The sequence below is a fragment of the Pseudomonas sp. NPDC089734 genome, from assembly GCF_044748865.1.
Taxonomy (GTDB): domain Bacteria; phylum Pseudomonadota; class Gammaproteobacteria; order Pseudomonadales; family Pseudomonadaceae; genus Aquipseudomonas.
This window is the reverse complement of record NZ_JBIVGV010000010.1, coordinates 16,735-30,614: the sequence shown is the minus strand read 5'-3', so window position 1 is coordinate 30,614 and position 13,880 is coordinate 16,735. Positions and strand designations below refer to the sequence as shown.

Below are 13,880 nucleotides of genomic sequence, written 5' to 3'. Positions count from 1 at the left end.
CGCAGACTTTGAATGCTTGGCCACGTAACGGAGACTACCCTCCGCATGCCTGTTTGTCTGCGCTCTGCCTTACCTGAGCCCGGTACTATTTCGCACAGGCTGTGAGTGACCGGGTTTTTCGTGGTGCCGTGTCTGGATGACTCAAGCAACCTGTACCGGTATGGCATTGCTGGTGTGGCTTAGTTCATTGCCCGGCGCCATATAGAGCATGCGTGGCTTGAAGTTGACCAGCTCGGCTTCGGAGTAGTGAGCATAGGCACAGATGATCACACGGTCGCCGACTTTCGCCTTGTGGGCGGCGGCACCATTGACCGAGATCATGCGTGAACCTTCTTCGCCACGGATGGCGTAAGTGGTGAAGCGCTCGCCATTGTCGACGTTGTAGATCTGGATCTGCTCGTACTCGCGGATGCCGGACAGGTCCAGCCATTCGCCATCGATGGCGCACGAGCCTTCGTAGTCGAGCACGGCGTGGGTAACTTCTGCACGGTGCAGCTTGGCTTTGAGCATCACGGTTTGCATCTTTTTGTTATTCCTTGGTCAGGTGCAGATTGTCGATCAGGCGGGTTGTGCCCAGGAAGGCTGCAACCAGAATCACCAGGTCACGATCCTGAGCCGTCGCAGGGCGCAGGCTGTTGGCTTCACGGACTTCCAGGTAGTCGATACGGAAGCCGTCACCTTCCAGCATGCGTTTGGCGGCACCGGTCAGTGTGTCGAAATGTGTTTCGCCAGAGCGAATGGCATCGGCTATCACGCTGATGGCGCGATATAGCGCGGGAGCCTTGGCGCGTTGTTCTTCGTTCAGGTAACCGTTACGTGAGGACAGGGCCAGGCCATCGGCAGCGCGAACGGTCGGCTCGCCAATGATCTGGATCGGCATGTTCAGGTCGCGGACCAGAGCCCGGATCACGGCCAGTTGCTGAAAGTCTTTTTCGCCGAATACGGCCAGGTCAGGCTGGACCATGTTGAACAGTTTGCTGACGACGGTGGCCACGCCATCGAAGTGGCCCGGACGGCTGGCCCCGCACAGGCCTTCGGACAGGTGCGGAACGCTGACGATGGTCTGGTCGCCCATGCCGTGGGGATACATTTCTTCGACGCTGGGCGTGAACAGCAGATTGCAGCCAGCCTGCAGGAGTTTTTCCTGGTCGGCGGCCAGCGTGCGCGGGTAACTCGCCAGGTCTTCGTTGGGGCCGAACTGCAGCGGATTGACGAAAATGGTCGCGACCACGAAGTCGGCCCGTTGAGCCGCGCGGGTGACCAGAGCGGTATGTCCGCTGTGCAGGTTGCCCATCGTGGGCGTCAAGCCGATCCGTTTACCTTCGCTGCGGGCGCGAGCAACGGCTGCTCGCAGTTCCAGTACGGTTTTTACTGTGTTCATGCCGAGAATCCGTGTTCAGTGGCCGGAAAGCTGACGTTTTTGACGGCCGTGACATAGGCCTGGATGGCGGACTGGATATCAGGCTGGCCGATCATGAAGTTCTTCACGAATTTCGGGACACGGCCGCTGATGGACAGACCGAGCATGTCATGCATCACCAGCACCTGACCGTCCGTGGCGCTACCTGCGCCGATACCGATCACGGGGACCTTCACGGCGTGAGTGATTTCCTCGGCCAGTTCGCTCGGTACGCATTCGAGCAGGATCATGGCCGCGCCAGCCTGTTCAAGAGCAATGGCATCGGCCCGCATCTGGCGCGCCTGGGCTTCCAGACGCCCCTGAACCTTGTAGCCGCCCAGGACGTTCACCGCCTGTGGGGTCAGGCCCATGTGGGCGCATACCGGAATGCCGCGTTCGGCAAGCAGGCGTATGGAGTCGGCCAGCCATGCCGCACCTTCGACCTTGACCATATGGGCACCCGCCTGCATGAGCGCTGCGCTGTTGGCGAAGGTCTGCTCAAGGGTGGCGTTGGCCATGAAGGGCAGGTCGGCGAGGATCAGTGCGCCCTGATTGCCGCGTTTGACGCAGGCGACGTGATAGGCCATTTCGGCGGTGGTAACTGGCAAGGTGCTGTCATGGCCTTGCAGAACCATGCCCAGCGAGTCACCGACCAGCAGCACTTCGATACCCGCCTGACAGGCGGTGTGGGCGAAGGTCGCGTCGTAGCAGGTCAGCATGGTGATCTTTTCACCTTTCTGCTTGAGCGCCAGCAGTGACGTAACAGTTATATCCGGCATTTAAAGTCCTCCATCAGGCGCTGTGAACACCGAGGCGATTCATCTTGGAAAAGCAGGCACACCGTCGTGTCGCGGTGTTTCGCAAAGGCCTGTTTCGCGCCCATTCACCAACGGGTTGGCGGCGGGAGGCCTATCTTCGTGAGGAGGGGGCATGAAGTCAATTAAGTGTGTTACCCGTTTGCCTGATCGGTTACACAAGAGCGTAACGGGTGATACCTCAGCGTTACGCCTGTGCAGGCAAACGCTCCAGACCTTCAAATGGACACGCGTCCAGCAACTGGCTCAGGACACGCCCATCCGGCAGATGCAGCCCCGGCACGAGTTCTGCCAGAGGGTAGAGTACGAAGGGTCTGGCCTGCATGTGGTAGTGCGGTACTTTAAGGCGAGGCTCGTCGATCAGCCGTTCGCCGAAGAGCAGGATATCGAGATCCAGCGTGCGCGGTCCCCAGTGTTCATGGCGCTCACGCCCCTGGCCCAGTTCGATGCCTTGCAAGGCGTCAAGCAGCGCCAAGGGGGCCAGTGACGTATCCAGGGCGGCGACAGCGTTGGTGTATCGAGGCTGGCCGGGCAGCAGCGAGTCGCTGACGTAAAAGGAAGAGACGCCCGCCAGGTGACTCTGTGGCAGTTGCGCCAGTGCCTTGAGTGCGCTGCGCAATTGCTCTGCCGGGTCAGCCAGGTTGCTGCCCATGCCAATGTAGACCCGTTCGCTGTTCGGCAATTTACTCACCCGAGGCGTTGGACGTGTCGGCATTGCTATGTTTGCGCTTGGCACCACCGCTGCGTCGACGCTTGCGAGGGCCGTTGCCGGTCGCTTCAGGCTTGCTGCTCAGGTCGCGAATCATTTCGCGGCGTTCGCTGTCGTTGCCTTCCTGATAGTCGGTCCACCAGTCGCCCAGGCCATCGGTCTGCTCGCCCGCCGCTTCGCGCAACAGCAGGAAGTCGTAGCCGGCACGGAAGCGCGGGTTGTCGAGTAGCTGATCGGCGCGCTTGCCGGAGCGTCGCGGCAGGCGTTCCTGCATGTCCCAGATCTCGCGGATCGGCATGGTGAAACGCTTGGGAATAGCAATGCGCTGGCACTGTTCAATGATCAGTTCATGCGCCGCTTCCTGCATCGCAGCAATCGGTGGCATGCCACGCTCTTGCAGGCGCAGTACCTTGGCGGGCAAGGCCGGCCAGAGCAGGGCCGCGAACAGGAAGGCCGGTGTGACCGGTTTGTTCTGCTTTATACGCAGGTCGGTATTGATCAAGGCCTGGCTGATCAGCGTATGGGTATAGGTCGGGTTGTACTCCAGAGCCTTGGCGCTGGCCGGGAACAACGGATCGAACAGTTCCAGATCCACCAGCATCTCGAAGGTGAGCTCTGCATGACCGGACAGGAACAGCTTGAGCACTTCCTCGAACAGACGCGCCGACGGAATGTCGCGCAGCATCGGTGCCAGCGGGCGAATCGGCAGGGTGCTGTGTTTTTCGATACCGAAATCCAGCTTCGCCGCGAAGCGGACGGCGCGCAGCATGCGCACCGGGTCTTCTTTATAACGCTGCTCGGGGTCGCCAATCAGGCGGATCAGGCGGTTACGGATGTCATGTACGCCATTGGCGTAATCAAGGATGCGCTCGCTGACCGGATCGTAATACAGGGCGTTGATCGTGAAGTCTCGGCGCTGGGCGTCTTCTTCCAGCGTGCCATAGACGTTGTCACGCAGAATGCGGCCGCTTTCATTGCGCGAGGACTGATTGCTGTCTTCCTCTTCTTCATCCTGGGGATGATTGGCGCGAAAGGTGGCGACTTCGATGATTTCACGACCGAAATGGATATGGACCAGCTTGAAACGGCGGCCAATGATCCGGGCGTTACGAAATTCCGCACGTACCTGCTCAGGCGTGGCGCTGGTGGCGACGTCGAAATCCTTTGGATCGATATTGAGCAGGAGGTCACGTACACAGCCACCGACCAGATAGGCCTGATAGCCTGCATTTTGCAGACGCTCGACGATGTTGACGGCATAACGGCTGAATTGGCTGCGTTGCAGCGAGTGCTGGCTGCTATTGAGCACTTCAGGCGTGGTGCGCGTGTGTTGCTGCGGTTTACGCAGTGGAGAACTAAATGACTGGAACAGCTTCTTCAGCATGGGATGCACTGTTTGAAGGAATATTCGGCCAAAACGAAGAATGGCCGCACGATGGCCGGGGATTCTAGCATTTAGTCGAGGGATGGTGTAGGAAGCTGCGCATAGAGCGTCAGGAAGGAGGTTGGAGCAGATTCTGGAAGCTACTGGGGGAGCCGAAGCTCCCCCAAAGTGCGTGCTCTTTATTTTTATTATCTGTTCGGGCTTCTTGTTTTTGTTGAGTGCCCATTCACAGGATCTCGCCTGTGAAACCTCCCAATCGGGAGTCAAGAGCAAACGGATTGCTTTGGTCGCTGCGTTGCAATGATCATTCGATCCAACCAGTTCAGGCGCTACCTAAGGGTAGTTTTTGTTGTTCTCGGCCTGGTTGCGGGGCAAGCCCCAAATACAACTCCTCTCCAAAAGAATCAGTTAGCTGCGCCTCCGCCGTGTTGTTCTTGTTATGCGTGAGTCGATTCGTCTTGTTCTTGTTATGGGTGTCGTACTGTTTGTTGTTCTTCTTGTACCGAATATATAGCAGGAGCCGTGCCAACTTTTTAAAAGCCAATGAAACCGGGGCTTTTCGGATACCTGACTTTTATCGTCGGGATAAAAAAGCCGGGACTTCGTTACCGTAAGCCCCGGCTTTTGTTACGTCTCGGTCCTGGCGGTAACAGTTTCCTTGAAGGCCTGTATCCCTTATGCCAGAGCGTTGCGCTCAGGTTTCGCTGGCCACGCCCTTGCGACGAGGGATCCCCAGCCGCTGGCGACGCTCCCACAGGCACTTGCGACTGACGCCGAGTTTGCGGGCCAGTTCGGTTTCGGTCATGTGATCCTGATGTTCCAGAACGAAATGCTGAAAGTAGTCTTCCAGGGACAAGTCTTCGGTCGGTTCGTTGTTGGTGGCGCTCGTGGGGTTGGACAGAGGGGCCAGGCCCATGTATTCGTCGTCGTCCAGGCCATCGAGTTCGATGTCGATACCCAGCAGGTCGGCAGAGATTTCCGGGCTTTCGCACAGAATGACCGAACGTTCCACGGCGTTTTCCAGCTCCCGGACGTTACCCGGCCAGCTGTAATGGCGGATCGCTTGTTCTGCGTCGAGGGCAAACTTCAGGTCGTTACGGCCAGCCTTGGCGCTTTGGCGGGCCAGGAACGAGCGGGCGATTTCAATGACATCGTTACCGCGTTCGCGCAGTGCCGGGAGTTTCAGGGCAATGACGTGCAGGCGGTAATAAAGGTCTTCCCGAAACTCGCCGTTCTTGGCCAGTGTCTTGAGATCCCGGTGTGTGGCTGCGATCAGACGCACATCGACCTTTTGCGACTGCACGGAGCCGACGCGCCGGATTTCGCCTTCCTGCAGGACACGCAGCAGGCGGGCTTGCGCTTCGAGAGGCAGCTCGCCGATTTCGTCGAGAAACAGTGTGCCGCCATCGGCCGCTTCCACCAGACCTGCACGGCCTGCGCTGGCCCCGGTGAATGCGCCTTTTTCATGGCCGAAGAGTTCGGATTCGATGAGCGATTCCGGGATCGCGGCGCAGTTCACGGAGATCATGGGCGCTTTGGTGCGGCGCGAAAGGTTGTGGAGGGCACGGGCGACCAGCTCCTTGCCTGTACCGGACTCGCCCTGGATCAGGACATTGGAGTCGGTGGGCGCGACCTTGCGGATCTTGCTGTACAGATCGAGCATTGGCGGGCAGGAGCCGATGATGCCGATTTCGCCGTTGGGGGCGGGACTCTTGTCGGCACCGTTTGCCTTGGGCGCGGTGTTACGTTCGGTCGGCTGGCTCGTCGCGTTCTGGCGATCACGCAGGATGCGCGAGACGGCCTGAAGCATTTCATCGTGGTCGAAGGGTTTGGCGATGTAGTCCACCGCGCCCATTTTCATCGAGTCGACCGCCGAGCGCAGGCTGGCATAACTGGTCATGATCAGGACGGGCTTGCCTTCACCGAGCTTGATCAGCTCTGTGCCGGGAGCGCCGGGCAGTCGCAGGTCACTGACGATCAGGTCGAACGACGGAATATTGAAACGCTCCTGAGCCTCCGGTACCGAGCCAGCTTCACTGACTTCGTACTGGTTACGCTCAAGCAGACGACGCAGGGCCGAGCGGATAATGGTTTCGTCTTCGACGATCAAAATATGCGGCATTGATTCAGTTCTCTCGACGGTCTCAGTTCACGGCGGACGTCGCTTCGACATGGCGCGGTAACGTCACCCTGATACGGGTGCCACGCTGTAGCTCGGGATCGGCCGGGCTGTCGATGGTGATTTGTCCATAATGCTCTTCAACGATGGAATAGACCAGTGCGAGGCCCAGTCCGGTTCCTTCACCCGGCTCCTTGGTGGTGAAGAATGGCTCGAACAATCGGTCCATGATTGCTTTGGGAATCCCACTGCCTTCGTCCTCGACGATCAGATCCACAGTGTGTTCGGATGCTTCGCTCTTGACCCTGACGGCACTGCCGGCCGGCGATGCATCGCGGGCATTGGAGAGCAGATTGATCAGGACCTGTGCCAGCCGCTGCGGGTCGCCATCGACCAGATGCCGGGGGTTGCACAGGTTATAGAACTGGACTTCGAAGTTGCGGCGATTCAGCGCCAGCAGACCAATGGCATCCTGAGCGACTTCGGCCAGACAGACGGCTTCGTCCGAGTTCTGATGCGCGCCGGCATGGGCGAAACTCATCAGCGATTGCACGATGCGTGAGACACGTTTGGTCTGCTCGAGAATCTGGCTGCTGATTTCCTTGAGTTCGCCATCTTCCTCGCGTTCTTCGCGCAGGTTCTGTGCAAGGCAGGCAATACCGGTGATCGGATTGCCGATCTCATGGGCAACGCCGGCGGCGAGGCGTCCGATGCTGGCCAGCCGCTCGGAGTGGACCAGCTTGTCCTCCAGCATTTGTGTGTCGGTGAGGTCTTCCACCAGCAGTACCAGACCACTGTTGCCCGGTGCCAGGGGTTCGTCGATGGCCGCCTTGTGCAGGTTGAGCCAGCGAGTCTGCCCGTCCAGTGCAAGCTTCTGTTTGTGCAGGTGCTCGTCCGGTACGTTGATAAAGCCCTTCAGCAGGCCTTTCCACGGTTCCGCGATGGTTTCCAGGCGTGAGCCCACAACGCGCTGGGCAGCAATGCCGGTCAGTTCTTCCATGGCCTTGTTCCACATCAGGATTTCCTGATCCTTGGCCAGGGAACACACGCCCATGGGCAGTTCCTGAAGGGTCTGGCGGTGGTAGCGGCGCAAGGCGTCGAGTTCTGCGGCGAGGCCGGTCAGGCGTGAGTGGTAGTCTTCGAGGCGGCTTTCAATGAAGTGAATGTCTTCGGTGACGTACTTTTCGCTGCCGGATTTATACGGCAGGAAGGTTTCCACCATGTCCTGGGCGACGCTCGGCCCCATCAGACCGGACAGGTTGGCTTCGATCCGGTCACGCAAGCGGCGCAGGGCATACGGGCGACGCTCATCGAAAGGCAGGTACAGATCGCGCAGCGCCTGCTCGACTTCTTTCTGCGCGGCCTTGGCTCCCAGGGGCTTGGCCAGTTGCGTGGCGAACTCCTGTGGCGAAACGGCGTGCAGCTCGCGCCGTTGCGGGCGGCGTACGTTATCGACGGCACAGGCCTCGGCCGCGCTGGCCTCTTCAGGGCTGGCGTTGGTGAACAGCGAAATCAGCGTGAACAGGAGAACGTTGGCCGCCAGAGAAGCGATGGCCGCCATGTGCCAACTGGTATCGTCCAGCACGTAGATCATGTTCAGCAGCGGAATATAGAACCCTTGCAGGTTACCGATCAGCGGTAACAGCATGCTGACGATCCAGACGGTGGTGCCCGCCAGCAGACCGGCGATGAAACCACGCCGGTTGGCGGTCGGCCAGTACAGCACCGAAAGCACGCCGGGCAGGAATTGAAGGGTGGCCACGAAGGCCACGATGCCCAGGTTGGCGAGATCCTGCTGGGCGCCGAGCATCAGGTAGAAGCAATAGCCAGCGGTGATGATTGCAACGATCAGCCCGCGGCGGGTCCACTTCAGCCAGCGATAGATGTTGCCCTCGGCCGGTGGCTGATAAAGCGGCAGCACCAGATGATTGAGCGCCATGCCCGACAGCGCCAGGGTCGTGACGATAATCAAGCCGCTGGCGGCCGACAGCCCCCCGACGTAAGCCAGCAAGGCCAGGGCCTTGCTGTTGGCGGCGATGCCTATGCCCAGGGTGAAATATTCAGGGCTGGTGGTCGCACCCAGTTTAAGCCCGGCCCACAGGATCAGCGGGACCGCCAGACTGATCAGCAACAGGAACAGCGGCAATCCCCAACTGGCGCTGACCAGCGCGCGAGGGTTGAGGTTTTCGGTGAAGGTCATGTGATACATGTGCGGCATCACGATGGCGGAAGCGAAGAACACCAGAAGCAGTGTGCGCCACGGGCCTTCCTGAAGCGGCGTGTGCAACGAGGCGAGGGCGGTCTGGTTCTGCAGCAGCCAAAGCTCCAGTTGCTGCGGACCGTCGAAGACACCATACAGGGCATAAAGCCCGACGCCGCCCAAGGCAATCAGCTTGATCAGCGACTCGAAGGCGACGGCGAACACCAGCCCTTCGTGTTTCTCCCGGGTTGCGATATGCCGTGAACCGAAGAAAATCGTGAACAGGGTGATCAGCGCACAGAAGGCAACGGCAACGCGATCCTGTACCGGCTCCCGGGTCAGGATGCTGATGGAGTCGGCCACCGCCTGTATCTGCAAGGCCAGCAGCGGCAATACGCCAATCAGCATGAACACGGTGGTCAGCGCGCCAGCCCAAGTGCTTCTGAAGCGGAAGGCAAACAGGTCCGCCAGCGATGAAAGCTGGTAGGTGCGGGTGATCTTGAGAATGGGGTAGAGCAACACCGGCGCCAGCAGAAACGCTCCGGAAACCCCGAGGTAGCTGGAGAGAAAGCCGTAGCCATATTGATAGGCCAGCCCGACCGAACCGTAGAAGGCCCATGCACTGGCATAGACACCCAGCGACAGGGTGTAAGTCAGAGGGTGACGAATGATCCAGCGGGGGATCAGGCCACGCTCACTGATCCACGCAACGCCGAACAGAAACAGCAGATACGCGGCGCTGACCAGCAGCATGTGCGTCAGGCTAAAGCTCATCGGCATCTCGCTGGCTCTGAAGAATGAAGGTCACCACAATCAGGATCAGCCACAACATATAAGGGCGATACCAGGCACCGGTCGCGTCGATCCACCAGTCCATGATGGCCGGGGAGAACAGGTAGATGCCTACCACCAGAAGCAGGACCAGTCGGTAAATGTACATAAGGTCTCCGTGGTGAGGAGCGGCATGGTAACGGATGCCGTACAACCTGCAAGTGTACTTATGTACGAGTTTTCGGCGACCGCTCTAACTCAGTCTATTCGGGCTTCCTCAATTGTGCCGGTGCGGGGGATCTTCGTTGCGTCCCAGTGCTTGATGCCCCAGTCGAGGACTTCCCGGGCACTGCCGTAGGACAGTTCGGGGCCTGTGGGCTGACCGAGTGCTCGCAGCGCCCTAAGCAACAGAGGCGTGGCCTGATCTGCCGGGAGGGGCGGTGAACGGTAGGATTTGCCAAGCTTGTGGCCATTGGGCTGAGTGATCAGGGGCACATGCAGATAACGCGGTTGTGGCACTCCCAGCAGTTCTTGAAGGTAGAGCTGACGAGGTGTGGAGTCCAGCAGGTCGGCTCCCCGCACAATATCGGTCACTCCCTGCCAGGCGTCGTCGATCACCACGGCCAGTTGATAAGCATATAACCCGTCGCGCCGGCGAATGACGAAATCCCCGGAGTCGCGTCCCAGGTGTTGCTGGAACGTCCCCTGGACCCGATCGACAAAACGGTATTCCAGCTCCGGCACGCGAATCCGTATCGCGGCGTCTTCGGTGGCATGGCCAGCGTTGCGACAAAAGCCTGGATAGACGCCCTGAAAACCTTCCAGTTGTTTGCGCGAACAGGTGCAGGCATAGGCCAGTCCATGGTTGAACCAGCGATTCAGAATGTCGGCGTAGGCATCGTGACGCTGGCTCTGACGGACCAGCTCGCCGTCCCATTCAAAGCCGTAGCGTTCAAGCGTCTCAAGGATTGCAGCCTGTGCCCCGGCGACTTCCCTGGGTGGGTCCAGGTCTTCCATGCGCATCAACCACTGGCCGCCTGCTGCACGTGCATCGAGGTAAGAGGCGAGTGCGGCGACCAGTGAACCAAAGTGCAGGTAGCCGCTGGGCGTTGGCGCAAAGCGCCCGATATAGGCAGGGTTTTTCATAGATGCATCCCCATCGCAGGCTTCACGAATGAATGGCTAATGCCTGCAGGAGCGAATTCATTCGCGAAAAGACCCGTACATCCAACGCATCGCTATCGTTGGAAATATTGCCTTCCCGGATAAATCCGGTCCCACATTAATCCGCATGGGCTCAGTGCTCATTCGCGAAAAACAATATCTCTGAAACCAAAAAAGACGCCGAAGCGTCTTTTTGTTCAAGGTGGCCGACAGGTTATTTGCCTACCTGCTTTTCCTTGATTTCCGCCAGGGTCTTGCAGTCGATGCAAAGGTCGGCGGTAGGGCGGGCTTCGAGTCGGCGCAGGCCGATTTCCACACCGCAGGACTCACACCAGCCATAGTCTTCGTCCAGGATCAGTTGCAGCGTCTTGTCGATCTTCTTGATCAACTTGCGTTCGCGATCGCGTGCCCGAAGTTCCAGGCTGAACTCTTCTTCCTGGCTGGCACGGTCTGCCGGGTCAGGGAAGTTGGCTGCCTCGTCCTTCATATGGTCTACCGTACGGTCGACCTCTTGCATCAGATCCTGTTTCCATTTGTTCAGGATCTTGGTGAAGTGCGCGCGCATGGGCTCGCCCATATACTCTTCACCCGCCGTTTCGACGTAGGGTTCAAAGCCGCTGATTAGATGATTCTGTTGCTTTTCTGGGGTGGGCATGTATGGACCGCCTCTCACTCTTCTAATCTATTGCGCAGGATTGTTCCATCACCGACACCCGCCGGCCCTGCAGCTGCAAGCGGGCGAACTTACCAGATCAAATCGTAGTGCGCTACTCCCGGTTGTCGAGCATGGCTCGCATGTCCCGGGTATAAACCAACACTTCTACCACTCATTGCTCGCCACCGCCTCCGGTATTTTATTTTTCTGTCAGGCCAGTTCTGCCCTTTCATGATTTAAAGTACCGCGCAGCAAACGGTTGGTTAGAATCGTGCCCACTTTTTTATGACCGTTGTGTTTCGGATGCCGGTTTGATTGAAGGAATAAAAATGGCCCAGCCTTACAGCGAGCGCAGTCGCGCCATCGAACCTTTCCATGTCATGGCGCTTTTGGCGCGGGCCAACGAGTTGCAGGCGGAGGGGCACGATGTCATTCACCTGGAAATTGGCGAGCCCGATTTCACGACGGCAGAGCCCATCGTTGCAGCCGGACAGGCGGCTCTGGCGGCAGGCAAGACCCGTTACACCGCCGCGCGTGGCTTGCCGGAGCTGCGTCAGGCCATCGCCGGATTCTATGCCCGGCGCTATGGGCTGAATATCGACCCCGAACGCATTCTCGTGACACCTGGCGGTTCCGGTGCCTTGTTGCTGGCCAGCAGTCTGCTGGTCGATCCGGGCAAACACTGGCTGTTGGCCGATCCCGGTTATCCGTGCAACCGGCATTTCCTGCGTCTGGTGGAAGGTGCAGCGCAACTGGTGCCGGTCGGCCCGCAGGAACGCTATCAATTGACGCCCGGACTGGTCGCGCAACACTGGAATCAGGACAGTGTCGGCGCGCTCGTTGCGTCGCCTGCCAACCCGACGGGCACCTTGTTGCATGCGGACGAACTGGCCGCCTTGTCGACCGCCGTGAAGGCGCGTAATGGTCATCTGGTGGTGGACGAGATCTACCACGGCCTGACTTACGGCGTGGACGCAAGCAGCGTGCTGGAAGTCGATAACGATGCCTTCGTGCTCAATAGCTTTTCAAAGTATTTCGGAATGACCGGCTGGCGTCTGGGCTGGCTGGTGGCACCTGCCGAAGCGGTTGCCGATCTGGAGAAACTGGCGCAGAACCTCTACATCAGCGCGCCGAGCATGGCGCAATATGCGGCGCTTGCCTGTTTCGAGCCGCAGACGATTGAAATCTTCGAGCAGCGTCGCGCCGAATTCGGTCGCCGCCGGGATTTCCTGTTGCCTGCCTTGCGCGAACTGGGCTTCGGTATCGCCGTCGAGCCCGAAGGGGCTTTCTATCTGTATGCCGATATCAGCGCTTTTGGTGGCGACGCCTATGAATTCTGCAGGCATTTTCTGGAAACCGAGCACATAGCCTTCACGCCGGGGCTGGATTTCGGACGCTTCCAGGCGGGGCATCACGTGCGCTTTGCCTACACCCAAAGCCTGCCCCGGCTCGAGGAGGCGGTCGAGCGGATTGCCCGTGGCTTGCGGAGCTGGAAAGGCTGATGCGTTTTTCTCCTGAACTCGAACAAGGCCGCCTGCTGATTCGCTACAAACGTTTCCTGGCCGATATTGAAACCGACAGTGGCGAGCAACTGACCATCCATTGCCCCAATACCGGTTCGATGCTCAATTGCATGATGCCGGGCGGGCGCGTCTGGTTCAGCCGCTCCAACGACCCCAAGCGCAAGCTGCCCGGGACGTGGGAGATCAGCGAAACACCGCAGGGACGTCTGGCCTGCATTAATACCGGCCGGGCCAATACGCTGGTCGAAGAAGCGTTGCGGGCTGGCGTGATCAGCGAACTCAACGGCTTTACCGCGCTCAAGCGTGAAGTGGCTTACGGGCAGGAAAAAAGCCGGGTGGATTTTCGTCTCGAATACCCCGAGGGCTATGCCTATGTCGAGGTCAAGAGCGTCACGCTGGGGTTCGACGAGTCGACGGTCGCGGCCTTTCCCGATGCGGTCACTCAGCGCGGCGCACGGCATTTGCGTGAGCTGGCCTCACTCGCTCGCGAGGGTGTGCGGGCTGTGTTGCTGTATTGCGTGAACCTCACGGGTATCGAGGCGGTTCGTCCTGCGCAGGAGGTTGATCCGGCGTATGCCGCTGCGTTGCGTGAGGCTGTGGCGGCCGGTGTCGAGGTGCTGGCCTATGGTGTGCAACTGACGCCTGAAGAGGTCCGTATCGACAGGCGGCTGGAGATTCTGGGGTTGGAGTGAGCGTCGCTCAATCGTCCGGCAACATGATCCAGATGCCTTCGGCGTCTTCCCGGCATTCAATCGCGGTCAGTGACTGACCTTCACACGGCCCTGCAACACATTCGCCATTCTCGACAAGAAACAGTGCGCCATGGGTGGCGCACTGGATCAGGCTGGCGCTGTCATCCAGAAACCGGTCCGGTTGCCACTCCAGTGCAATGCCACGATGCGGGCAGCGGTTCTTGTAGACGAATACCTGACCCTGGCGTCGTACGGCCAGCAGCTTCAGCCCCTCCGTTTCAAACCCGCGACTTTCCGATTCGGGAAGGTCGGTGGCGGCGCATAGATGCTTCACAAGGGGCTCCATCTGGCTTGACGTTCAAATGCAAATAATTATCAAATGGTTTTGTTGCGTTGAGCCGACCACTTGTATGCCGGGCGTTAAGGAAGTGACGCCGGGACGAGTGGTC

13 protein-coding genes are annotated in these 13,880 nt (G+C 59.3%); 2 read left to right on the top strand and 11 right to left on the bottom strand.

Annotation, left to right across the window (positions count from 1 at the left end; all coding sequences use genetic code 11):
- Positions 1-141 precede the first annotated feature (141 nt).
- The 10 genes from panD to dksA form a co-directional block, all read right to left on the bottom strand.
- Complete coding sequence (panD, locus tag ACIPY9_RS14370; protein WP_400702190.1) at positions 142-522, bottom strand: aspartate 1-decarboxylase; 381 nt, start codon at positions 520-522, stop codon at positions 142-144.
- Between the two features lie 7 nt (positions 523-529).
- Positions 530-1,381, bottom strand: coding sequence for a pantoate--beta-alanine ligase (panC, locus tag ACIPY9_RS14365; RefSeq protein WP_400702187.1), 852 nt, complete (start codon positions 1,379-1,381; stop codon positions 530-532).
- Positions 1,378-2,178, bottom strand: coding sequence for a 3-methyl-2-oxobutanoate hydroxymethyltransferase (gene panB / locus ACIPY9_RS14360; protein ID WP_400702184.1), 801 nt, complete (start codon positions 2,176-2,178; stop codon positions 1,378-1,380). Before panB ends, panC begins: the two co-directional genes overlap by 4 nt.
- A 223-nt stretch (positions 2,179-2,401) precedes the next feature.
- Entirely contained in the window at positions 2,402-2,905 is a 504-nt protein-coding gene (gene folK / locus ACIPY9_RS14355; protein ID WP_400702534.1) for a 2-amino-4-hydroxy-6-hydroxymethyldihydropteridine diphosphokinase, read from the bottom strand.
- Positions 2,898-4,307, bottom strand: coding sequence for a polynucleotide adenylyltransferase PcnB (locus tag ACIPY9_RS14350; protein ID WP_400702181.1), 1,410 nt, complete (start codon positions 4,305-4,307; stop codon positions 2,898-2,900). The genes folK and ACIPY9_RS14350 overlap by 8 nt, the downstream gene beginning before the upstream one ends.
- A 694-nt stretch (positions 4,308-5,001) precedes the next feature.
- Positions 5,002-6,429 carry a sigma-54-dependent transcriptional regulator gene (locus ACIPY9_RS14345; RefSeq protein WP_400702178.1) on the bottom strand — a complete coding sequence of 476 codons (1,428 nt, stop codon included), beginning with the start codon at positions 6,427-6,429 and terminating at the stop codon, positions 5,002-5,004.
- A 22-nt stretch (positions 6,430-6,451) separates the two neighbouring features.
- Complete coding sequence (locus tag ACIPY9_RS14340) at positions 6,452-9,406, bottom strand: sensor histidine kinase (protein ID WP_400702175.1); 2,955 nt, start codon at positions 9,404-9,406, stop codon at positions 6,452-6,454.
- Positions 9,390-9,566, bottom strand: a complete 177-nt coding sequence (locus tag ACIPY9_RS14335) for a hypothetical protein (protein ID WP_002552060.1) — start codon at positions 9,564-9,566, stop codon at positions 9,390-9,392. Before ACIPY9_RS14335 ends, ACIPY9_RS14340 begins: the two co-directional genes overlap by 17 nt.
- Positions 9,567-9,655: 89 nt before the next feature.
- A complete protein-coding gene (gene gluQRS, locus ACIPY9_RS14330) occupies positions 9,656-10,543 on the bottom strand; it encodes a tRNA glutamyl-Q(34) synthetase GluQRS (protein ID WP_400702172.1) in 888 nt (295 codons plus the stop codon).
- Positions 10,544-10,775: 232 nt separating this feature from the next.
- Positions 10,776-11,216 (bottom strand): RNA polymerase-binding protein DksA, encoded by a 441-nt coding sequence (gene dksA / locus ACIPY9_RS14325; protein WP_400702169.1) that lies wholly within the window; start codon positions 11,214-11,216, stop codon positions 10,776-10,778.
- Positions 11,217-11,545: 329 nt separating this feature from the next.
- Between dksA and ACIPY9_RS14320 the strand changes: the two genes are divergently transcribed.
- The gene (locus ACIPY9_RS14320; protein ID WP_400702166.1) at positions 11,546-12,718 is read left to right on the top strand and encodes a pyridoxal phosphate-dependent aminotransferase; all 1,173 of its coding nucleotides are present in this window, start codon (positions 11,546-11,548) and stop codon (positions 12,716-12,718) included.
- The gene (sfsA, locus tag ACIPY9_RS14315) at positions 12,718-13,431 is read left to right on the top strand and encodes a DNA/RNA nuclease SfsA (protein WP_400702163.1); all 714 of its coding nucleotides are present in this window, start codon (positions 12,718-12,720) and stop codon (positions 13,429-13,431) included. Before ACIPY9_RS14320 ends, sfsA begins: the two co-directional genes overlap by 1 nt.
- A 7-nt stretch (positions 13,432-13,438) precedes the next feature.
- On the opposite strand, the gene ACIPY9_RS14310 is transcribed toward sfsA, so the two are convergent.
- Positions 13,439-13,765 carry a Rieske (2Fe-2S) protein gene (locus ACIPY9_RS14310; protein ID WP_400702160.1) on the bottom strand — a complete coding sequence of 109 codons (327 nt, stop codon included), beginning with the start codon at positions 13,763-13,765 and terminating at the stop codon, positions 13,439-13,441.
- Positions 13,766-13,880 lie beyond the last annotated feature (115 nt).

What these genes read in the sequence shown, in the direction of transcription:
- panD (WP_400702190.1), bottom strand. Translation starts at nt 522, where the DNA reads ATGCAAACCGTGATGCTCAAAGCCAAGCTGCACCGTGCAGAAGTTACC.
- panC (WP_400702187.1), bottom strand. Translation starts at nt 1,381, where the DNA reads ATGAACACAGTAAAAACCGTACTGGAACTGCGAGCAGCCGTTGCTCGC.
- panB (WP_400702184.1), bottom strand. Translation starts at nt 2,178, where the DNA reads ATGCCGGATATAACTGTTACGTCACTGCTGGCGCTCAAGCAGAAAGGT.
- ACIPY9_RS14350 (WP_400702181.1), bottom strand. Translation starts at nt 4,307, where the DNA reads ATGCTGAAGAAGCTGTTCCAGTCATTTAGTTCTCCACTGCGTAAACCG.
- ACIPY9_RS14345 (WP_400702178.1), bottom strand. Translation starts at nt 6,429, where the DNA reads ATGCCGCATATTTTGATCGTCGAAGACGAAACCATTATCCGCTCGGCC.
- ACIPY9_RS14340 (WP_400702175.1), bottom strand. Translation starts at nt 9,406, where the DNA reads ATGCCGATGAGCTTTAGCCTGACGCACATGCTGCTGGTCAGCGCCGCG.
- ACIPY9_RS14335 (WP_002552060.1), bottom strand. Translation starts at nt 9,566, where the DNA reads ATGTACATTTACCGACTGGTCCTGCTTCTGGTGGTAGGCATCTACCTG.
- gluQRS (WP_400702172.1), bottom strand. Translation starts at nt 10,543, where the DNA reads ATGAAAAACCCTGCCTATATCGGGCGCTTTGCGCCAACGCCCAGCGGC.
- dksA (WP_400702169.1), bottom strand. Translation starts at nt 11,216, where the DNA reads ATGCCCACCCCAGAAAAGCAACAGAATCATCTAATCAGCGGCTTTGAA.
- ACIPY9_RS14320 (WP_400702166.1), top strand. Translation starts at nt 11,546, where the DNA reads ATGGCCCAGCCTTACAGCGAGCGCAGTCGCGCCATCGAACCTTTCCAT.
- sfsA (WP_400702163.1), top strand. Translation starts at nt 12,718, where the DNA reads ATGCGTTTTTCTCCTGAACTCGAACAAGGCCGCCTGCTGATTCGCTAC.